Source organism: Mesorhizobium sp. M1342 (genome assembly GCF_040317955.1).
GTDB lineage: Bacteria > Pseudomonadota > Alphaproteobacteria > Rhizobiales > Rhizobiaceae > Mesorhizobium.
On the sequence record NZ_JAMYLI010000018.1, the window covers coordinates 62,565 to 82,566 of the forward strand.

A 20,002-nucleotide genomic window follows, 5' to 3' on the forward strand; every position below is an offset into this window, starting at 1 on the left:
TCCAAGTGCCGCGGATCCTTTGCGTGTCCGAAAGGACGCACTTCGCAACCGCGCATTAACCCCGGCAGGAGGCTTTCGGCCCCTGCCTTGATCGCGCCAAGTTTTCAGCGGAACGGTCTACCACCCAAGCCGTTGTTGAAAGTATTTTGCGAAAGGACCCTCCCATGATCAAGAAACTCGCCTGCGCCGCTGCCCTCGCCACGACGATGTTCGCGGTGGCTCCGGCCAGCGCCGGCAAGCTGCAACTCGGCACGCTCGATTGCACCATCGACGGCGGCACCGCTTATATCGTCGCTTCCAACAAGGGCGTGTCCTGTGTCTTCCGGCCTCATCATCACGGGCCGTCCGAGATTTACACAGGCGTCATCTCCAAGATCGGCCTCGATGTCGGCCAGACGCATCAGGGCCAGCTCGTCTGGGCCGTGCTGGCTGCGACCCGGGACCGTGACGGAGGCGATCTCGCCGGCAGCTACTACGGTGTCAACGCCGAAGCGAGCGTGGTGACCGGCGGCGGCGCCAATCTGCTGGTTGGCGGCCTGGACAGCGCCTTCATGCTGGAGCCGCTCAGCGTCCAGGCGCAGACCGGCGTCAACCTTGCCGTGGCCGTGACCTCGCTCCAGCTGATCCACTCATTCAAGTGATTACATGGAGCCGTGCGCTCCATGCCCCCTCACCCCGCGGCGCGGAACCAGATAGGATGGTTTCGCGCCGTTTGATTTTGGAGGGGAACCATCATGCTGAAGACAGCCATAGCTGCCGCCATGTTCACCACGCTATCCGGAGCGGTGCAGGCGCAGGACCGAGGCATGGAAGTCGGTACGCTTGACTGCGCCATAGGCGGCGGCACCGGCTTCATCTTCGGCTCGAGCAAGGATCTGAGCTGCACCTTTAACCCCGCCGACAAAAGCTTCGCGCCGGAAGCCTATTTCGGCGCCGTCAACAAATACGGCCTCGACATCGGCACGACGAAGCAGACGGTCATGCAGTGGATCGTGCTGACGCCGCTGAAGAACATCTATGCGCCGGGTGCGCTGGCCGGCGACTACATCGGCGCCAGCGCGGAGGTGACGGCCGCCGTCGGCGCCGGCGCCAATCTGCTGGTCGGCGGCTCCTCTCAGGCCTTCACCTTGCAGCCGCTCAGCTTGCAGACGCAGACCGGCATGAACCTCGCGATCGGCGTCAGCCAATTCCAGCTGCGCAGCACCGAGAACTGATCGCGCAACGAACCCGCAACCGGAAAGGCTGCCGCGCGAAGGATCTTCAAAAAAACCGCTTGAGCTCAACCCCGGTTGAGGTTTTACAAGCCTGCCCCGAACGCCACAACGCCTCGATCCGGCGCTGTCGATTCGCATGGTCCTGCCGGAAACCCGTACTGGCTTCTGGCGTGCTGCGCTGGCGTCGAGATATGCAAGACAGGGGTGGAAATGACCGAGATCAGCACAAACAGGGTCGACTGGCGCTTATTGTGGGCAAGCGGCGACCTGGCGCGCTTCTGCTTCATCAGCCTCGGCATCCTGCTGCACGCCACCAACGAGACGATGGTGGCAACGGTGATGCCGGCCATGGTCGGCGAACTGGCGGGCGTACAGCTCGTCGGCTGGTCGCTGGCGATCTACGAACTCGGCGCCATCGTTGCCGGCGCGGCCGCCGGACGACTGGTGAGTTATGTCCCCTTGCGCACCAACATGGTGGTTGCCGCGCTGCTTTACGCAGCAGGCGCCCTGATCTGCGCCACCTCGCCTTCCATGCAACTGTTCCTCGCCGGCCGCCTGATCGAAGGACTTGGCGGCGGTGCGCTGGTGTCGCTGGCCTTCGTCTCGGTCGAACGACTGTTCTCGCGCGCCATCTGGCCGCAGCTTTTCGGCATCATGTCGGCGATCTGGGGCGTCGCCGCCTTCAGCGGACCATTGCTCGGCGCGATCATGACCGAGCTGTTGTCATGGCGCTGGGCCTTCGGCATCTTCACACTCGGCGGCGCCGCCATGGCGCTGGCAAGCTTCCTCGTGCTCGACACGCCGCAGGCGACGAAGCCCAGGACGAGCACGGGCAAGGCGCCGCCCTTCCCGTTCGCGGCTCTTGGCTGCCTTACCGTCGCCGTGGTCCTGATTGCCTTGGCCGGCGTCGACATCGCCTTGCTGCGCTCTTCGCTGCTGATGGCCTTCGGCCTGATAGGCCTGGTGCTGTTCTTCACCATCGACGCGCTGAAGCCGCGTTCGCGGCTCTTCCCGGCGCGGCTGTTCTCATGGCGCACGCCGGTCGGCGCCGGCATGACCATGGTTGCCGCCTTTTCGGTGGCGACCTGTTCCTTCGGCGTCTACGGACCGCTGTTGCTGACCAGCCTTCACGACATTCCGCTGCTGACCACCGGCTACATCATCGCCGCCGAATCGATCGCCTGGTCGATCCTCTCGATCCTGGTCGCCAACGCGCCGCCGCAGCGCGAGCGGCTGATCATCGTCGGCGGCGCGGTGATGATTGCGGCCGGCATCGCAGGCTTTGCGTATGCGATACCCCTGGGCTCCATCCCGCTGATCCTGATGTGTGCCCTGTTGCAGGGCGGCGGCTTCGGCATCGCCTGGCCGTTCCTGACGCGCGTCATCGTCGCCTCCGCCCCGGAGGGTGAGCAGACCATCGCCTCGGCGGCGGTGCCGACCATGCAGCGCATCGGCTATGCCGTCGGCGCCGCACTCGCCGGCATCGTCGCCAACGCCAGCGGCTTTTCGCAAGGTCTGAACCACGACGCGGCGGCGAATGTCGCCTCCTGGCTGTTTCTTGCCTTCGTGCCGCTCGGCATTGTCGGCTGCCTGGCGGCCTTGCGGGTTTGCAGACCGCTTGGCCAGCCACGGGAAGCTATCGGCTAAAACCTGGCCTGCTCACTCGACCTCGCGCAGGCGGTAGCCAACGCCGGTCTCGGTGGTGATGTAGCGCGGCTGGTCGGGGCTCTTCTCGATCTTTTGCCTGAGCTGCCGGACATAGACCCTGAGGTACTGCACATCGGTCGAATCGCCCCAGACCTGCTTCAACAGGAAATGGTGTGTCAGCACCTTGCCGGCGTGCTGCACCAGCATGCGCAGGATGTCGTATTCCTTCGGCGACAGCTTTACCTCCTTGCCCTCGACCTTGACGATGCGCTTGACCAGGTCGACGCTGAGATCGCCGGTCTGGAAAATCGGCTTCTCGCCCTGTTGCTGGAACTTGTGGCGGAGCGCCACGCGAATGCGCGCCACCAGCTCGTTCATGCCGAAAGGTTTGGTGACATAGTCGTCGGCGCCGAGTTCCAGGGCCTGGACGATGCCGGCCTCGTCGGTCCGGCTGGACAGGATGACCACTGGAATGTCGAGACCATCGTCGCGCCATTTGCGCAGCAGCTCATGGCCGCTCATGCCGGGCAACCCAAGGTCGAGCAGGACGAGGTCCGGCTCCTCCGCCTCCATCAGTTCGATCGCCACCTTCGCGTTCGGCGCCTCGCTGATCGCGTAGCCCTGGCTGCCGAGCCCGACGCGCAGCAGCTTGCGGATCGGCGGCTCGTCATCGACGACCAATATCCTGACGTTGGAATTTGTCATGCCAGGTCACCCGCGTCGTGGTCGTCGGTATTCGAAGCGTCGAAATTGGGCGGATTTTCGGGCCTGGGCATTTTAATGGTGAACACCGCGCCCGAACCGTCGGTCCGGTTTGCCGCCATGATCGTGCCACCCATCGCTTCGACGAAGCCGCGGCAGATCGACAGGCCGAGCCCCGTACCGGCGCGAATCTGGTCGCCCTTGCGCACTCGATAGAACGTGTCGAAAATCCGTTCCAGATCGCCGGGAGGAATGCCTGGCCCTTCATCCATGATTTGCAGCAGGACGGAGCCATTGTCGGTCCAACCTTGCATGCGAATCGTCGAGCTTGCCGGGGCATATTTCGCCGCATTGTCGAGAAGATTGAACAACGCTTGCTCGAACAGCACCGGGTCGACCTTCAACATCGGCAAATCCCTGGGGATGTCGGTCTCGATCTTGTGCTCGCCAATGATTTTCCTGGCCCTTTGCAAGGCGGAGCCGACGATGTCGCCGACATAGTGAAAGGCGTAGTTCGGCTCCATCGCGCCGGACTCGATCTTGGTCATGTCGAGCAGATTGGCGATGAAGCGGTTCAACCGCTCGGATTCGTCCAGCACCGTCGACAGCAGTTCGGCCCGGTCCGGTTCGGGAAGCGCGACTGAAAAATCCCGCAGCGTGCCAGCCGCGCCCATGATGGCAGCGAGCGGCGTTTTCAGATCATGGGAAATGGAGGTGAGCAGCGCCGAGCGCAGCCTGTCCGCCTCGGCCGCGAGCTTGGCACGGTCGACGTCGGCAACCAATTGAATACGCTCGATGGCGACCGCCGCCTGGTCGGCCAGTGCGTCAAGCAGCCGCTGCTGCTCGGGCGTCAGCAGCGGACCCTGCTTGTCGTTGTCGAGGCCGACGACCCCTATGGCCGTGCGCCCCGTCCGCAAGGGCAAATAGAGGCGCTTGGCGCCCGGAAGCGTGTCGGCGCCGCGACCCGCGGCACGATTGTGCTCCCAGGCCCAGCGGGCGGCGGCGATGTCGGCCTCGGCCAGCGTGTCGTCGGGCGGATAGCCGGCCTTGACGGTGATGGTCCCGTCTTCCGGCAAAAGCAGCACCACCCGCAGCTTCAGCATCGAGGCGATCTGGAAGGCCGTGGCCCAAAGGACGTCGTCGAGCGTGCCGGCGCCGGCGAGCTTCTTTGAAAAGAGGTAGATGTCTTCCGTGGCCCGCGCCCGCGAGCGGGCGGCGACCGCCTGGCGCTGCACGCGCGCCGTCAGATTGCTGGCGATGACCGCAACGACGAGAAAGACGCCAAGCGCGACGATGCTCTCCGGATCCCGGATCGTCAGCGTATAACGAGGCTCCAGGAAGAAATAATTGAAAGCAAGGGCGCTGACGAAACAAGCGTACAGAGCCGGCCACAGACCGCCGGTTACCGCCGATGCCAGTACGCCGATGAGAAGAATGATCGCCAGGTTGCGAACGTCGAGAAACTGGTCGAGAACGACGGCGAAGGCGAGCGAACCGATGACAAAGGCCGTGGCCTTGAGATAGGGCCAGATCTCGAACTGCCACTGCTCGTCCGCCGCCTTGACACTCCTCGACGTCACCTCGGCGTTGCGTTCGGTTCCTGAAATGACATGGACGCTGATGTCACCGGCGTTGCGGATGAGATCGTAGGTGAGCGAGCCTTCGATCAATTCCCGCCAGCGCGACCGGGTCGGCCTGCCGACCACGATATGGGTGAAATTGTTCGCCGTCGCATGGCGAACAATGTCCTGCGCGATGTTCTGACCGGGAATGGTGGTCACCTCGGCGCCGAGCTGTTCGGCAAGCCGCAGGTTCGTAGCGAGCCGATCCTTGTCCGCTTCGGGCATGCTGGCCGAGCGAGGGCTGTCGACATGCAGCGCCGTCCACGGGGCACGGAGCCGGTCGGCCAACCTGCGCGCGTAGCGAATACGCGCCGCCCCGCCCGGACGCGCGTCGACGCAGACGAGTACCCTTTCCCCCGCGGCCCACGGTCCAGGAATGGCGTGGGCCTGCATATGGATCAGCAACTGGTCGTCGACGCGCTGCGCGGTGCGGCGCAGCGCCAGCTCCCTGAGCGCCGTCAGATTGCCCGGCGAGAAATAGTTCTCGATCGCGCGCTGCGCGGTGTTGGGGAAATAGACCTTGCCTTCCTCGAGCCGCTTGATCAGGTCGTCGGGAGTGAGATCGATGATCTCGACATCGTCGGCCTGGTCGATGATGGAATCGGGAACCGTCTCGCGAACCCTGACCTTGGTGATCTGGGCGACAACGTCGTTCAGGCTTTCGACATGCTGGATGTTGAGCGTCGTGTAGACGTCGATGCCGTGCGTCAGGATTTCCTGGACGTCGAGATAGCGCTTGGGATGGCGGCTGCCGGGCGCATTGGTGTGGGCGAGTTCGTCGACAAGAACCAGCGCCGGGCGCCGGGCGAGGATGGCGTCGATGTCCATCTCGTCGAGGATGCGCCCCTTGTAGTCGACCTTGCGGCGGGGAATGACCTCATAACCCTCGACCAGGGCCAGTGTCTCCTTGCGCCCATGCGTCTCGACGACACCGATCACCACATCCACGCCGTCGGTCATCCTGGCGCGGCCCGACATCAGCATCTCATAGGTCTTGCCTACGCCGGGAGCGGCACCCAGGAATATCCGCAGCCGGCCGCGACCTTCCCGCTCGGCATGGTCAAGCAGTGCGTCGGGAGAAGGTCTGGCGTCGTTGTTTCTGTCGTCCGGCATCGGGACCGATCATGGATGGCGCCGGAGATACTGTCGATCCCCAGCCCGCACCATTCACTGTTTCGCGGCGTCCAGCGCAAGGTTGAGACCGAGCACATTGACCACCGGTTCGCCCATGAAGCCGAGTTCCCTGCCCTCGACCTGACTGTCGACAAGCGCCTCGACCTTGGCTTCATCGATCCCCCTGGCCTTGGCCACCCTGGCGACCTGGAAGTAGGCTGCTTCGGGACTGATATCGGGATCGAGGCCACTGCCGGACGTCGTCACCAGGTCCATCGGGACGGGCTGGTTCGGATTCTCCGCCTTCAGTCTTTCCGCGTCGCCCTTGATGCGGTCGATCAGCTTGGGATTGGTCGGGCCGAGATTGCTGCCGCTCGAGGCGGCCGCATTGTAGCCGTCGCCGGCGGCCGAGGGGCGGCCATGGAAATACTTGTCGCTGGCAAAGCCCTGGCCGATCAGCTCGGAGCCGATAACCTTGCCATCCTTCTCGATCAGACTGCCATTGGCCTGGCGCGGGAAGATCGCCTGGGCGATGCCGGTCATGCCGATCGGATAGATCAGGCCGGTCAGGACCGTGAAGAAGACGATCATGATGATCGCGGGTCTTATCTGGGTGAGCATGGAGATGTTCCTCAAAGCAATTCCAGGAAAAGTGTGAAGCGGTTTTCCGTCCGGAATTGCGTTAAAACAAAGAGTTAAGCGAGGCCAAGCGCGGTGACGATCATGTCGATCGCCTTGATGCCGACGAACGGCACGATGAGGCCGCCGAGGCCGTAGACGAGAAGATTGCGGCTGAGCAGCGCGCCGGCGCCAATGGCGCGGTATTTGACGCCCTTCAGCGACAGCGGGATCAGCGCGATGATGATCAGCGCGTTGAAGATGATGGCCGACAGGATGGCACTCTGCGGCGTTGCCAGATGCATGACGTTGAGTGCCTGCAGCGGGCCGGTCGTCTGTCCCGGCGCGACGTAGAAGACGGCGAACATCGCCGGAATGATGGCGAAATACTTGGCCACGTCGTTGGCGATCGAGAAGGTCGTCAGCGAGCCCCGCGTCATCAAGAGCGCCTTGCCGATCTCGACGATCTCGATGAGCTTGGTCGGATCGCTATCGAGATCGATCATGTTGCCGGCTTCGCGCGCTGCGACCGTGCCGGTGTTCATGGCGACACCGACATCGGCTTGTGCGAGGGCTGGCGCATCGTTGGTGCCGTCGCCGCACATGGCCACCAGCTTGCCCTTGGCCTGTTCGTCGCGGATCAGCTTCAGCTTGTCCTCCGGTGTGGCCTGCGCGAGGAAGTCGTCGACGCCGGCTTCCGCGGCGATCGCCGCCGCCGTCATCGGATTGTCACCGGTGATCATCACCGTGCGGATGCCCATGCGGCGCAGTTCGGTGAAACGCTCGCTGATGCCGCCCTTGACGATGTCCTTGAGGTGGACGACGCCGAGCAGGCGCCCGTCGCGTTCGACCGCCAGCGGCGTGCCGCCGGACTTGGCGATCTCGTCGGCGATGGACTGGAGATCGCGGATGGATTCGCTGCTTGGGCGCGTGCCATGGGCGGCGGCTGCCGACTGGTTGACATGGGCAAGCACGGAATCGACGGCGCCCTTGCGCACCGATGAACCATCGATGTCGACGCCGCTCATACGGGTCTGCGCTGTGAAGGGCACGAAAGTGGCGTGCAGCGTTGCCATGTCGCGGGCGCGGATGGCGTATTTCTCCTTGGCCAGCACGACGATGGAGCGGCCTTCCGGCGTCTCGTCAGCGAGCGAGGCAAGCTGGGCCGCGTCGGCCAGTTCCTGTTCGGTGACGCCCTTGACCGGGCGAAACTGCGTCGCCTGGCGGTTGCCTAGTGTGATCGTGCCGGTCTTGTCGAGCAGCAGCGTGTCGACGTCGCCTGCGGCTTCCACGGCGCGACCCGACATGGCCAGCACGTTGAATCGCACCAGACGGTCCATACCGGCGATGCCGATGGCCGAAAGCAGCGCGCCGATCGTGGTCGGGATCAAGGTGACGAACAGCGCCACCAGAACGGTCACCGAGATATAGCCGCCCGAGTAGGAGGCAAAACTCGGGATCGTCGCGGTGGCCAGCACGAAGATCAGCGTCATGCCGACGAGCAGGATGTTGAGCGCGATCTCGTTCGGCGTCTTCTGGCGCTCGGCACCTTCGACCAGTGAGATCATGCGGTCGAGGAAGGTATGGCCGGAGGCGGCGGTGATGCGGACGCGGACCCAGTCGGACAGCACCTGGGTGCCACCGGTGACCGCCGAACGGTCGCCACCGGATTCGCGAATGACCGGCGCGGATTCGCCCGTGATCGCAGCCTCGTTGACCGAAGCAACGCCTTCGATCACTTCGCCGTCGGACGGGATGATGTCGCCGGCCTCGACCAGCACGGCATCGCCGACCTTGAGGCTGGTGCCGGGCACGAGTTTGTATTTGGTGCGGTCTTCACCGCTCAAAAGCTTGGCCTGGGTCTCTGTGCGTGCCTTGCGCAGCGAATCCGCCTGCGCTTTGCCGCGGCCTTCTGCGACCGCTTCGGCGAAGTTGGCGAACAGCACGGTAAACCAAAGCCAGATGATGATCTGCAGCGTGAAGCCGAGATTGCCGCCTCCGGTGACCAGGTCCTTGACGAACAGCACCGTGGTGAGCGCCGAGACGACGGCAACGACGAACATCACCGGGTTCCTGGCCAGCGTGCGCGGGTCGAGCTTGCGGAAGGCGCCGCCAATGGCGGGAAGCAGGATGCTGGCATCCATGATGCTGGCTGATTTCGAGTTGCTCATTTTGAAGCTCCGGCTTCGGTGTTGTTGGACGGCACCGGATGATCGGATGCCGAAAAGAGATAGGGCGGCCCGTAGGCCAGCAGCCAGAGGACGAGCATGACTGCCGCAAGGCCGAGAAACGTCGACAGGGTCGGGAAAGGAGGAGGTCTCTCCTCCTTTCCGGGATCGTCCCTGTGGCCGACCTTGCGGCGCATGGCATTGAACCAGGACATGACGGTCTCAGAAGGTCTGCCCGTGAGCCATCGCCAGGTGCTCGATGATCGGCCCGACGGCGAGCGCCGGGAAGAAGGTGAGGCCACCGACGATCAGGATGACGCCGACCAGCAGCCCGACGAACAGCGGGCCATCGGTCGGGAAGGTGCCGGCGGAAGCCGGAACCGTTTTCTTCGCCACCAGCGAGCCGGCAATGGCCAGCGCCGGGATGATGACCAGGAAGCGGCCCATCAGCATGCCGATGCCGATCGTGATGTTGTACCAGGGCGTGTTGCCGCTGAGGCCGCCAAAGGCCGAACCGTTGTTGGCCGCCGCCGAAGTGTAGGCATACAGAACCTCGGAGAAGCCGTGCGGGCCCGCATTGCCCATCGACGCCACGCCGGTCGGCAGCACGACGGCGATGGCCGTGAAGATCAGCATCGCCAGCGGCAGGCATAGTATGGCCAGCATAGCCATCTTGACCTCCTTGGCCTCGATCTTCTTGCCGAGATATTCGGGCGTGCGGCCGACCATCAGGCCGGCAACGAAGACGGCAACGACGATGTACATCAGGATGCCGTAGAGACCCGCGCCGACACCGCCGACGATGACTTCGCCAAGCTGCATGTTGATGATCGGGATCATGCCGCCGAGCGCGGTGAACGAGCCGTGCATGGCGTTCACCGCGCCGCAGGAAGCGGCCGTGGTGATGACGGCAAACAGCGCCGACAGGGCGGTGCCGAAACGCGTCTCCTTGCCCTCCATGTTGCCGCCGTCGATGCCCAGCGCATGCACCAGCGGATTGCCGGCGGCTTCCGCCCAATAGCAGATGGCGACACCGGCGATGAACATGACGCCCATGGCCGAGAGGATCGCCCAGCCCTGACGCTGGTTGCCGATCATGCGGCCGAAGACGTTGGTCAAGGCGGCGCCGATGGCGAAGATCGACACCATCTGGATCAGGTTGGAGATCGCGTCGGGGTTCTCGAACGGGTGCGCGGCATTGGCGTTGAAGAAACCGCCGCCATTAGTGCCGAGCATCTTGATGGCCACCTGCGAAGCGACCGGGCCGACGGCGATGGTCTGCTGCGCGCCTTCCAGCGTCGTGGCGTTGACGTAGGCGCCGAGCGTCTGCGGCATGCCGAGCCAGACATAGACCAGCGTCAGCACGATGCAGAACGGCAGAAGCAGATAGAGTGTGGAGCGGGTCATATCGACCCAGAAATTGCCGATCGACTTGCCGGAGGCCCGCGCAAAGCCGCGGATCAGCGCGATGGCGATGGCAATGCCGGTGGCCGCCGAAACGAAGTTCTGCACCGTCAGCCCGGCCATCTGCACGAGATAGGACATCGTGCTCTCGCCACCATAGTTCTGCCAGTTGGTGTTGGTCATGAAGCTGGCGGCGGTGTTGAAGGCCAGCCCTGGTTCAACCGCTGTCATGCCGGCAGGATTGTAAGGCAGGCTGCCCTGCAGACGCTGCAGGGCATAAAGCACCAGGAAGCCGGCGAGGTTGAAGAGCAGCAGGGCGACCGCGTAGGTGGTCCAGTGCTGTTCCTCGCGTTCGCTGGTTCCGCAGATACGATAAAGCCCGCGCTCAAGCGGGCGAAGGACCGGCGAAAGCAGCGTGCGGTCGCCGTTGAAGACGCGGTACATGTAGCCGCCGAGCGGCTTCACCAGCAATATGACGATCCCGCAATAGACCAGGATCTGTATCCAACCGTTCAGTGTCATGGCTGTGGGCTTTCCGTGCCTTCAGAAGCGTTCTGGACGAACGAGGGCGTATGTCAGATAGGCGAGCAGGAACAGCGTAACGCCGCCACCGAGAATATAGTCGATGATCATTTTTTCAGCCTCGCTCTAGAGCGCGTCACAAGCTTTGATGTAGGCGAAACAAAAGGCGAAGAACAAAATTCCGATCCCGATAACAGCTATATCCATTGTGTTTATTCCTTTTGTTCTTTTGCACTTTGCGAATTTGACAGGAGAGTTCGCAATATATCGGAAGTGGCCCGTCGCATCTTTGGCGACGGAACCGGTTGTGTTTCTGAAAGGAATATGGACCCGATCGCCATAAAGGTTCGAGACAGGGCGCAGTGGAAAGAAATAGGAATGTCATAAAGATTTTTGCGCGGGCTCTTCCCAACACTCCACCCAGGGATTTTCGCCCAAGGCACACGGCCAACCACAGGATTGCGATTTCCTTGCGAGCTGCCGGAAACGGGAAAGCCCGGCTGGGGGCCAGCCGGGCTTTCTATGGTGGTGTGGCTTCAGCCGCCACGGGGAACATCAATCTTCAGGCGGCGTAGCCGCCATAACCACGCGCAACGGCGTGCACGCCCGCCACCGGCTCGAGGTCCGGCCACAGGATGCCCGCGGCTTGCGCGAATTCGAGCAACGCCCGGCGCGCCTGCTCGACGCTCACATAACCTGGAACGGCCAGATCACATGCCTTCACCGCATTTCGGTAGAGCGGGCCGCGGCGGGAGGTGGTCCAATTGGTGAGGAAATCGTGCATTTCGGCCAGCGAGGCAATCTCGCGCTTGAAGCCGAGGCCGACCGACAGTGCGACCGGTGAATGAAACAGCTTGTCGTGCATGAAGCGGGCTCCTGGTTTTTTCGCGCGCTTGGAGAGATATCCGGGCGGGTCCGCGAACGGGACGCCGTGAAACGCGCGGAGCGGCAGGAGGTTCCAGACTTAGGTCTTGGCGGTTTTTTGTGCCTGGTCGGCGAAATCATCAATTTTACAGCGCAACTGTCGGGTGCCGGACGCTCAACGGCTCCGCAGCCCGCTTGGCGACGGCAGGCTTTCCAAAATCCCGAAGGAACCATCGAGATCGCTTGCCGCCTTGAGGCTTACGCCTTCTTCACGAACTCGGTCTTGAGCACCAGGCCTTTCACTTGCTTGGTGTTGCATTCGATCTCGCCGGGATTGCCGTTCAGCCGGATGGCCTTCACCAACGTGCCGCGCTTGATCGTCTCCGAAGTGCCTTTGACTTTGAGGTCTTTGATCAGCGTGACGGAATCGCCGTCATTCAATTGAGAGCCATTGCTGTCGCGCACGATTACATCGTTCGGCATGCCATCTCCTGTGATTTGGATCCCACTACCAGATCAGGTGAGAATCCCAAAACCGATGACGACCGCCGACAACCTGCTCGATCTCCGCCACCATGCGTGAATCCATCGCCTGCCGCATCTCGGCTTCCGGTCTGCGCCATCTAGCGGATGGTATTTCGATAGCTACGCCCGCTTGTCGTCCGGATGGCCAAGCTCGCAGAACCACCCGCCCAGATACTTCACCGATGGCGCCTTGGGATCCGGAATCTGCGTCTTCGCCTCGACCGCTGCGCGGAACGGCTCGGCACTATCCTGCGGAGAAAACCCCAGATGGTTGGCGCCGCTGTTGTCGACCGTTTTCACCTTGTTGTCGGAAAGGCCGAAGGAGATCGTATGGCCGACGCGCGGCGCGGTGAGAGCTGCCTCGACCAGACGCACACAGTCGGCGAAGGAGAGGTATGACCACAGCATGCGACGGTCCGCCGGTTCGGGGAAGGATGAAAAGATGCGCAGGCACGCCGTCTCGATGCCGAACTTGTCCCAGTAAAGCCGGCTCAGGCTCTCGACGAAGTTCTTCGACACGCCATAGAGGCTGTCGGGACGGACCGGCACGTCGACGCCGATATGCGCCTCGACCTCGTGATAGCCGACGGCATGTACGGAGGAGGCATAGATGACTCGTTTCACGCCGTGTTTCCGGGCGCCCTCGTAGATGTGATAGGAGCCGCGGATGCTGGAGTCCAGGATGGTTTGCCATTCGCATTCGAGTGGTGCGCCGCCGAAATGCACGATCGCGTCGCAATCCTTGGTGGCGGCAATCGTCGCCTCCATATCAGCGAGGTCGAAGACCGCTTCTTCCTCGTGTAGAGCAAGATCGCCGAACGGTTCGCGGCCTGCCAGGCGGATCGTTTTTGCCAGCGGCACCAGCCCCTTTCGCAGTTCCGAACCGAGGCGGCCGGCTGCGCCGGTGATCAGGATGCGTTCGTAATGCGGCATGATCTACTCCACTTGCGCGACGGCGGCGTTGATGCGCGCGATCGCTTCGGTCAGCACCTCTTCGCCGGTCGCGGTCGAGATGCGGAAATAGGGTGAAAGTCCATAGGCGGCGCCCGGCACCGAGGCCACGCGCCCTTCGTTCAGGAGATAATTCGCCACTGCCGTGTCGTCATCGAGCACGACGCCTTTTGGGGTCCTGCGGCCGATCAGGCTGGCGCAGCCGATATAGGCATAGAAGGCGCCTTCCGGTGGCGAAAGCGTAAGACCGTTGATTCGCCTGATGCCGTCGACGACGAGATCGCGGCGCGCCTCGAACGCCTGCCGAAAGCGTGCCACCTCGTCCTGGGGGCCGTTGAGCGCGGCCACCGTCGCCGCTTGCGCGATCGAGCAGACGGACGTGCAGGACTGGCTCTGGATGATCGCCATCGCCCTGGTGAGCGGCGCCGGCCCGGCGGCATAGCCGACACGCCACCCGGTCATCGCATAGGATTTGGAGACGCCGTTGACGATCAGGGTGCGGTCCCTGAGTTCCGGGCAAGCCTTGCCGAAGGAGACGAAGTCGCGTCCGTCGAACAGGATGTGCTCGTAAATCTCGTCGGAAAGCACCAGCACCTGCGGATGCCTTGCCAAAACCGCTCCGAGTGCCCGCAGGTCCGATTGCGAATATATGGCGCCGGAGGGGTTGCCGGGCATGTTGAGGAACAGCCATTTCGTCCTTGGCGTGATGGCTTTTTCGAGCAGCTCCGGCGTCAGCCGGAAGCCCGAAGTTTCCGGGCACTCGATAACGACAGGCGTGCCGCCGAGCAGCTTCACCATCTCGGGATAGGAGACGAAGTAGGGCGCCGGCAGGATCGCTTCGTCACCAGACTCCAGCGTCGCCATCAGCGCGTTGAAGATGATCTGCTTGGCGCCATTGGCCACGACGACGTCGTCCGCCGTGTAGTCCAGTCCGTTTTCGCGGCGGAACTTGCCGGCCACGGCTTCGCGCACCTCGGCCGTGCCGGCGGCACCCGTGTATAGCGTCTGGCCGGCCTTCGCGGCGAAATGCGCCGCTTCGATGATGTGGCTCGGTGTCGGGAAATCCGGCTCGCCCAAGCCAAGATCGATCACGTCGACGCCCTTGGCGCGCAGGGCCTTGGCTGCTTGCGAAGCAGCCATGGACGCCGAAGGCTTCACCGCAGACAGGCGCGAGGCAATGTAGCTCATTTGCCGTTCTCCGAAATGTATTCCTTGGAGCGGTCGTTCGCCCGCGCCTCGGTGCTGCGCTTGGACGGATCGCCATAGCCGCCGCCGCCCGGCAATTGGAGGATCAGCCGACGGCCGGCCGGAACATGCTGCCAACCTTTGGGTCGCATCTGCGTGCCATCGTCCAGCCTGACCACGCCGGCCACTCCAGGCCCGCCGCCGTTGCGCCCGTGGGCGGGATGATTGACGCGGTCGAACATGGCCGAAAAGTCGAATTCATGGCCCTCGATCGCCTCGATTTCGATAACCTGCCCGAGCCCGCCGCGGAACTCGCCGTCGCCGCCGGAATCGGGCCGCAGCTCCTTGCGCCAGATGACGATCGGGCCGGTGTGCTCCGTTGCCTCGATCGGCATCGTATGGACGCCGGAGGGGAAGGCCGTCGCCGACAATCCGTCGAGGCCGGGGCGCGCGCCCATGCCGCCGGAATTGAACATCAGCACCTCGGCGCGGCGGCCCGAACCGCCGGAGACCGGCCGAACCGAGATATGGATGTTCCACAGTGCGCCGGCGCCCTCGGCAAGAATCTTGCCGGGCATCGCCTTGGCGATCGCGCCGAGCACCAGATCGGGAACCATGTGGCCGAAGATGTGCCTGAGCGCCACCGGCGCCGGCCGCACGGCGTTCAGGATGTTGACCGGAGACGACACGGTGAAGAAGGCGAGCGACGCGGCATTGTTAGGAATATCGGGCGCCACCACGCATTTCAACGCGTAGCAGGCATAGGCCTTGCTGTAGATGATCGGGCAGTTGATGCCCCATCGGCTCATCGGGTCGGTACCGGTGAAATCGACCTCGACGCCGGCGTCCCGAACCGTGACGGTCGCCGCGAGCTTCACCGGCTTGTCGTAGCCGTCGGTCACCAGCGCGTTCGACCAGCTGCCTTTGGGCATCGCCTTGATGCGTTCGACCATGGCGTCGCGGGTGCGCGAGAAGATGAACTCGCCAAGCCCGTCCAGCGATGCCAGGCCGATCTCCTTCATCATGTCGACGAGGCGTCGGTGGCCGACTTCGTTGCAGGCGGCGAGCGAATAGAAATCGCCGACGACCTGGTTCGGCTCGCGGACGTTGGCGCGCAGGATCCTGACGAGATCGAAATTGACCTTGCCCTTCTCCGCGAACTTCATGATCGGGATCTGGATACCTTCCTCGTAGACCGACTTGCCGTCAGCGCCGAAGCCGCGCCCACCGACATCGACCACATGCGCAGTGCAGGCGAAGAACGCAACCAATTCGCCGTTCAGGAACGACGGCGACACCATGGTGATGTCGTGCAGGTGGCCCGTGCCCAACCAGGGGTCATTGGTGACGTAGGTGTCGCCCTCGAACATGGTTTCGCGCGGGATTTCATTCATGAAATGCAGCACCGCCTCGGCCATGGTGTTGACATGGCCGGGCGTTCCCGTCACCGCCTGTGCCAGCATCTGGCCGCGGGGATCGAACACGCCCGCCGACAGGTCGCCGGATTCGCGCACCGATGTCGAGAAAGCCGTGCGCAGCAAGGTGAGGGCCTGCTCCTCGACCACCGAGATCAACCGGTTCCACATAACCTGCATGCGGATTTCACTGATGTCGCTCATGCCTGGCTGCCTTTGCGGATCAGAAGGATTGCGCCGTCGCTCTGGATGACGGCGTCGAAGCTCGTGGTGACGACGGTGGACGTCTCGCGTTCGACGATGATGACCGGGCCCGCCACCCGATAGCCGGTGCACAGCCCCTCCCGTTCGACGATGCCATAGGTCCGTGGCGCACCGCTGGCCGGATCGAACACCGCGCGGCTTGTTGCCGGCTGAGTGGTCCGCTTGCCGGTGATCAGCTCGTGCCTGGCGACAGCAGGCCGGACATCCGTCGCCTTCACGGACCAGGTGACGATCTCGATTTCCAGGCCGCCAAGTCCTTCGATGGCGCGGCCGAAGAAGCGTTGGTAATTCGCCTGGAACAAATCCTCGAGCGTGGTTGCGGCATCGTTGCCGAACGGCTTGTCCGGCAGCGGCACGGGGATTTCCCAGCCCTGGCCGGCGTAGCGCATGAAGGCGGTGATTTCGCATGTGATCGTACCGTTGGCCCCTGCCCGCACGAAGCTTTCGGCTGACACTTTGAGGTCGTCGAGCAAAGCATTGGCCTCGGCCGGCTTGAACTGCGACAGCCGCGTCAGCCGGGATGCCAGGGCTTCGTAGCCGAACGGAGCCTTGAGGAAGCCGATCGCCGATCCGACGCCCGCGCCCTTGGGGACGATGCACTGGTCGATACCGAGTTTCTCGCAAAGCCTCGCGGCGTGAAGCGGGGCCGCGCCACCGAAGGCGATCATCACGTTGTCGGAAATGTTTTTGCCGTTTTCGACGGCATGGACGCGGGCGGCATTGGCCATGTTCTCGTCCACCACCTCGCAGATGCCGAAGGCCGTCGCCATGGCATCGAGCGACAGGCGTTCGCCGACATCGCGCAGGATCGCCTGTTCGGATGCGGACGTGTCCAGCCTGATGGCGCCGCCGGCGAAATTGTCGGGATCGAGCTTGCCGAGCACCAGGTCGGCATCTGTGATGGCCGGGCGCCTGCCGCCGCGGCCGTAGCAGGCCGGGCCAGGTTCCGATCCGGCACTTTCGGGACCGGTCTGGATGCGGCCCATGGCGTCGACCCAGGCGATCGAGCCGCCGCCGGCGCCGATCTCGATCATCTCGATCACGGGAATGGAGATCGGCATGCCGGAACCTTTGCAGAAGCGATAGGTACGCGCCACTTCGAAGGTTCTGGCGGTGCGTGGCGCATAATCCTCGATCAGGCAGATCTTTGCAGTGGTGCCGCCCATGTCATAGGAGACGACCTTTTCCAGGCCGAATCGCCTGGCGATGTCGGCGGCGAAGATGGCGCCGCCGGCCGGGCCGGACTCGACGAGGCGCACGGGAAATTCCGAGGCCGTCTCCACCGAGATCAGACCGCCGCCCGAATGGATCATGAAGACCGGGCACTCGGCGCCCATCTCCTTCAAGCGGGTCTGGAAACGCGCGAGATAGTCCGCCATCTGCGGCCGCACATAGGCGTTGGCGCAGACCGTGTTGAAGCGTTCGAACTCGCGCATCTGCGGCGAGACTTCGGCGCTGATCGAAATCGGGATGGTAAGCTTGCGGGACAGGATAGCGCGTGCCCGGCGCTCATGATCAGGGTTGGTGTAGGCGTGGATGAAGCCGATCGCCACGGAGCCGAAGCCGCCGGCCCCGATCCGGTCGGCAATGCCTTCCAGGGCGGCTTCGTCGAGCGGCTGAAGCTCCTGGCCTTCCGCGCCGATCCGGCCCTTTACCGTGAAACGGTGCTCGCGCGGGATTAGCGGCGCCGGCAGCTGCAGGTCGAGGTCATACTGCTCGAAGCGGTTTTCCGTACGCATCTCGATGACATCGCGGAACCCTTCGGTGGTGACCAGCGCGGTCCTGGCGCCACGGCGTTCGATGAGCGCATTCGTCGCCAGCGTCGTGCCGTGGATGATGATGCCGATCTCGGCAAGCGCGATACCGGCATCGCGCGTGACGACGGCAATGCCGTCCAGGATCGCCTGCTCGGGCGCCGCATAATTGGTCAACACCTTGGTGGAGAAGATCGTTCCCCTGAGGTCGAGCGCGACGTCGGTGAACGTGCCGCCGATGTCCGCGCCGAGACGGATGTCGTCTTTGGAGGTCATGCCTTGGCCTTCTGGGAAGCGAGCGCGGCGTCACGCATCTGGGAAAGGGTCTGTCGGGGCGTCAGCGCTTCGGGAGATATGGCGATGTCGAGGACCGCTCCCGTCACGGATCCGAGCGCCCGATCGAACGCCGCCGCGAAATCGCGCGTCGCCTCGATCCGCTCGGCATGGAAGCCATAGGCCTTTGCCAGTGTCACGAAATCAGGGTTTTCGAGCGACGTGCCCGAAACGCGCGCCGGATAGTGGCGCTCCTGATGGGCGCGGATCGTGCCGTAGATGCCGTTGTTGAGGATCAGCACGATCGGCTGCGCGCCAGCCTGCATGGCGGTTCCGAGTTCCTGGCAATTCATCTGGAAGTCGCCGTCGCCGGCAAAGCAGACGACCGTGCGTTCTGGAAACGCAACCTTGGCGGCAATTGCCGCCGGCAGGCCGTAGCCCATGGCGCCAGACTGCGGGGCGAGCAGCCGTGCGTCCGGCCCGAACTTGAAGAACTTGTTCGGCCAGACGGTGAAATTGCCGGCGCCGTTGGTGAGAATGACGTCGGGAGGCAGGTTTTCGCGCAGCCAGGCGCTGACCTCCACCATGTCCACCGGGCCGGGCTGGACGGGCGCGCCGAATGTCCCTTCATAGGCTTTGCGGGCCGTCGCGCGCCAGTCCGCCCAGCCGCCTTTGACGGGCGTCAACGCCCGGGCGAAAGCGTTCGGCCCGGCATGGATACCGATGGCCGGCACATAGATCTTGCCGATCTCGCGATCGGAGCCATGGGCATGGATCAGTTTCTGGCGCGGCAACGGCACGGACAGCAGCGTATAGCCGTCCGTGGTCATCTCGCCGAAACGCACATTGACGGCCAGGATCACGTCGGCGTCGCGGAGCAGGGCTTTGACATGCGCCACCATGCCGACGCCGGCCTCGCCGACAAAGACCGGCGAATGGTTGTCGAACTGGTCCTGATAGCGAAAGGCCGCCACGACAGGGATGTCGGAAACCTCTGCGAAAGCCTGTAGCGCCGCGCGTCCGTCCACGGTCCAGTTGGCGCCGCCCATGAGCAGGACCGGCCTCTCGGCCTTGGCCAGCAGCCTGAAGGCCGAAGCGATCGCTTCCGGCGCCGGCGCCGGCTCGAAAATGGCCACCGGTGCGCTGAGCGGAGCCGCTTCGGTCATGGTGGTCAGCATGTCCTCGGGCAGCGCGACCACGACGGGACCAGGTCGTCCGGTCAATGCGGTCGTCCATGCCCGCGCCACAATCTCGGGCAGGCGCGCGACATCGTCGATCTCGACCGCCCATTTGGCGACCGTGCCGAACACCGCCCGGTAGTCGATTTCCTGAAAGGCTTCGCGGCCCTTCATGTCGGTGCCGACCTGGCCGACGAACAGGATCATCGGCGAACTGTCCTGCATGGCCGTGTGAACGCCGATGCTGGCGTTGGTGGCGCCTGGGCCGCGCGTCACGAAACAGATGCCTGGCGAGCCGGTAAGCTTGCCGTAGGCCGAGGCCATGAACGCCGCGCCGCCTTCATTGCGGCAAAGCGTGTAGTCCAGCTTTCCCTGCGTGTCGTGCAGCGCGTCCAGGACGGCCAGATAACTTTCTCCGGGCACGCCGAAGCTCCTGGTCGCGCCAAGCCCGATCAGGCACTCGACGAGAAGGCGGCCGCCATTGCGGATCATGCTTCGACATCCTCACTTTGGCGGCAGGTCGATCGAGCCTGCCTTCGGTTCATAGGTGCACGCAGGCGGTTCGGGGCGAAATCAAGAAATG

17 protein-coding genes are annotated in these 20,002 nt (G+C 63.7%); 3 read left to right on the forward strand and 14 right to left on the reverse strand.

Going from position 1 to position 20,002, the window contains the following annotated elements; genetic code table 11:
- Positions 1-164 precede the first annotated feature (164 nt).
- The 3 genes from NKH06_RS19470 (at position 165) to NKH06_RS19480 (ending at position 2,861) form a co-directional block, all read left to right on the forward strand.
- Complete coding sequence (locus NKH06_RS19470; protein ID WP_023810131.1) at positions 165-641, forward strand: DUF992 domain-containing protein; 477 nt, start codon at positions 165-167, stop codon at positions 639-641.
- A 93-nt stretch (positions 642-734) separates the two neighbouring features.
- On the forward strand, positions 735-1,214 hold the full coding sequence (locus NKH06_RS19475) for a DUF992 domain-containing protein (RefSeq protein ID WP_023810132.1): 480 nt from the start codon (positions 735-737) through the stop codon (positions 1,212-1,214).
- A 210-nt stretch (positions 1,215-1,424) separates the two neighbouring features.
- A complete protein-coding gene (locus NKH06_RS19480; RefSeq protein WP_352440899.1) occupies positions 1,425-2,861 on the forward strand; it encodes an MFS transporter in 1,437 nt (478 codons plus the stop codon).
- A 12-nt stretch (positions 2,862-2,873) separates the two neighbouring features.
- On the opposite strand, the gene NKH06_RS19485 is transcribed toward NKH06_RS19480, so the two are convergent.
- The 14 genes from NKH06_RS19485 to NKH06_RS19550 all read right to left on the reverse strand — a co-directional run bounded on the left by NKH06_RS19485 (position 2,874) and on the right by NKH06_RS19550 (position 19,911).
- Entirely contained in the window at positions 2,874-3,566 is a 693-nt protein-coding gene (locus tag NKH06_RS19485) for a response regulator transcription factor (protein WP_352440898.1), read from the reverse strand.
- Complete coding sequence (locus tag NKH06_RS19490; protein WP_352893706.1) at positions 3,563-6,298, reverse strand: DUF4118 domain-containing protein; 2,736 nt, start codon at positions 6,296-6,298, stop codon at positions 3,563-3,565. Before NKH06_RS19490 ends, NKH06_RS19485 begins: the two co-directional genes overlap by 4 nt.
- A 54-nt stretch (positions 6,299-6,352) precedes the next feature.
- Entirely contained in the window at positions 6,353-6,919 is a 567-nt protein-coding gene (gene kdpC, locus NKH06_RS19495; protein ID WP_352893708.1) for a potassium-transporting ATPase subunit KdpC, read from the reverse strand.
- A 74-nt stretch (positions 6,920-6,993) separates the two neighbouring features.
- The gene (gene kdpB, locus NKH06_RS19500) at positions 6,994-9,087 is read right to left on the reverse strand and encodes a potassium-transporting ATPase subunit KdpB (RefSeq protein WP_352629531.1); all 2,094 of its coding nucleotides are present in this window, start codon (positions 9,085-9,087) and stop codon (positions 6,994-6,996) included.
- Complete coding sequence (locus tag NKH06_RS19505; protein WP_352629533.1) at positions 9,084-9,299, reverse strand: hypothetical protein; 216 nt, start codon at positions 9,297-9,299, stop codon at positions 9,084-9,086. The genes kdpB and NKH06_RS19505 overlap by 4 nt, the downstream gene beginning before the upstream one ends.
- A gap of 7 nt (positions 9,300-9,306) precedes the next feature.
- Positions 9,307-11,010 (reverse strand): potassium-transporting ATPase subunit KdpA, encoded by a 1,704-nt coding sequence (gene kdpA, locus NKH06_RS19510; RefSeq protein ID WP_352629535.1) that lies wholly within the window; start codon positions 11,008-11,010, stop codon positions 9,307-9,309.
- A 21-nt stretch (positions 11,011-11,031) separates the two neighbouring features.
- On the reverse strand, positions 11,032-11,121 hold the full coding sequence (locus NKH06_RS19515; protein WP_023810140.1) for a K(+)-transporting ATPase subunit F: 90 nt from the start codon (positions 11,119-11,121) through the stop codon (positions 11,032-11,034).
- A 451-nt stretch (positions 11,122-11,572) separates the two neighbouring features.
- Positions 11,573-11,875 (reverse strand): DUF982 domain-containing protein, encoded by a 303-nt coding sequence (locus NKH06_RS19520; protein ID WP_023810142.1) that lies wholly within the window; start codon positions 11,873-11,875, stop codon positions 11,573-11,575.
- 257 nt (positions 11,876-12,132) lie between these two features.
- Entirely contained in the window at positions 12,133-12,357 is a 225-nt protein-coding gene (locus NKH06_RS19525) for an alkylphosphonate utilization protein (protein ID WP_352440893.1), read from the reverse strand.
- A 162-nt stretch (positions 12,358-12,519) separates the two neighbouring features.
- Positions 12,520-13,332 (reverse strand): NAD-dependent epimerase/dehydratase family protein, encoded by an 813-nt coding sequence (locus NKH06_RS19530; RefSeq protein ID WP_352440892.1) that lies wholly within the window; start codon positions 13,330-13,332, stop codon positions 12,520-12,522.
- Between the two features lie 3 nt (positions 13,333-13,335).
- A complete protein-coding gene (locus NKH06_RS19535; RefSeq protein WP_352893712.1) occupies positions 13,336-14,538 on the reverse strand; it encodes a pyridoxal phosphate-dependent aminotransferase in 1,203 nt (400 codons plus the stop codon).
- The gene (locus tag NKH06_RS19540; RefSeq protein ID WP_352440890.1) at positions 14,535-16,154 is read right to left on the reverse strand and encodes a hydantoinase B/oxoprolinase family protein; all 1,620 of its coding nucleotides are present in this window, start codon (positions 16,152-16,154) and stop codon (positions 14,535-14,537) included. The genes NKH06_RS19535 and NKH06_RS19540 overlap by 4 nt, the downstream gene beginning before the upstream one ends.
- Entirely contained in the window at positions 16,151-18,244 is a 2,094-nt protein-coding gene (locus tag NKH06_RS19545; RefSeq protein WP_352893714.1) for a hydantoinase/oxoprolinase family protein, read from the reverse strand. The genes NKH06_RS19540 and NKH06_RS19545 overlap by 4 nt, the downstream gene beginning before the upstream one ends.
- Positions 18,241-19,911 carry a thiamine pyrophosphate-binding protein gene (locus NKH06_RS19550; RefSeq protein WP_023810148.1) on the reverse strand — a complete coding sequence of 557 codons (1,671 nt, stop codon included), beginning with the start codon at positions 19,909-19,911 and terminating at the stop codon, positions 18,241-18,243. The genes NKH06_RS19545 and NKH06_RS19550 overlap by 4 nt, the downstream gene beginning before the upstream one ends.
- Positions 19,912-20,002 lie beyond the last annotated feature (91 nt).

Bases quoted from the DNA above. Each gene is read 5' to 3' on its own strand.
- NKH06_RS19545 (WP_352893714.1), bottom strand. From the start codon at position 18,244: ATGACCTCCAAAGACGACATCCGTCTCGGCGCGGACATCGGCGGCACG.
- kdpB (WP_352629531.1), bottom strand. From the start codon at position 9,087: ATGAGCAACTCGAAATCAGCCAGCATCATGGATGCCAGCATCCTGCTT.
- NKH06_RS19485 (WP_352440898.1), bottom strand. From the start codon at position 3,566: ATGACAAATTCCAACGTCAGGATATTGGTCGTCGATGACGAGCCGCCG.
- NKH06_RS19505 (WP_352629533.1), bottom strand. From the start codon at position 9,299: ATGTCCTGGTTCAATGCCATGCGCCGCAAGGTCGGCCACAGGGACGAT.
- NKH06_RS19530 (WP_352440892.1), bottom strand. From the start codon at position 13,332: ATGCCGCATTACGAACGCATCCTGATCACCGGCGCAGCCGGCCGCCTC.
- kdpC (WP_352893708.1), bottom strand. From the start codon at position 6,919: ATGCTCACCCAGATAAGACCCGCGATCATCATGATCGTCTTCTTCACG.
- NKH06_RS19470 (WP_023810131.1), top strand. From the start codon at position 165: ATGATCAAGAAACTCGCCTGCGCCGCTGCCCTCGCCACGACGATGTTC.
- NKH06_RS19535 (WP_352893712.1), bottom strand. From the start codon at position 14,538: ATGAGCTACATTGCCTCGCGCCTGTCTGCGGTGAAGCCTTCGGCGTCC.
- NKH06_RS19525 (WP_352440893.1), bottom strand. From the start codon at position 12,357: ATGCCGAACGATGTAATCGTGCGCGACAGCAATGGCTCTCAATTGAAT.
- kdpA (WP_352629535.1), bottom strand. From the start codon at position 11,010: ATGACACTGAACGGTTGGATACAGATCCTGGTCTATTGCGGGATCGTC.
- NKH06_RS19475 (WP_023810132.1), top strand. From the start codon at position 735: ATGCTGAAGACAGCCATAGCTGCCGCCATGTTCACCACGCTATCCGGA.
- NKH06_RS19480 (WP_352440899.1), top strand. From the start codon at position 1,425: ATGACCGAGATCAGCACAAACAGGGTCGACTGGCGCTTATTGTGGGCA.
- NKH06_RS19515 (WP_023810140.1), bottom strand. From the start codon at position 11,121: ATGATCATCGACTATATTCTCGGTGGCGGCGTTACGCTGTTCCTGCTC.
- NKH06_RS19540 (WP_352440890.1), bottom strand. From the start codon at position 16,154: ATGAGCGACATCAGTGAAATCCGCATGCAGGTTATGTGGAACCGGTTG.
- NKH06_RS19490 (WP_352893706.1), bottom strand. From the start codon at position 6,298: ATGCCGGACGACAGAAACAACGACGCCAGACCTTCTCCCGACGCACTG.
- NKH06_RS19520 (WP_023810142.1), bottom strand. From the start codon at position 11,875: ATGCACGACAAGCTGTTTCATTCACCGGTCGCACTGTCGGTCGGCCTC.
- NKH06_RS19550 (WP_023810148.1), bottom strand. From the start codon at position 19,911: ATGATCCGCAATGGCGGCCGCCTTCTCGTCGAGTGCCTGATCGGGCTT.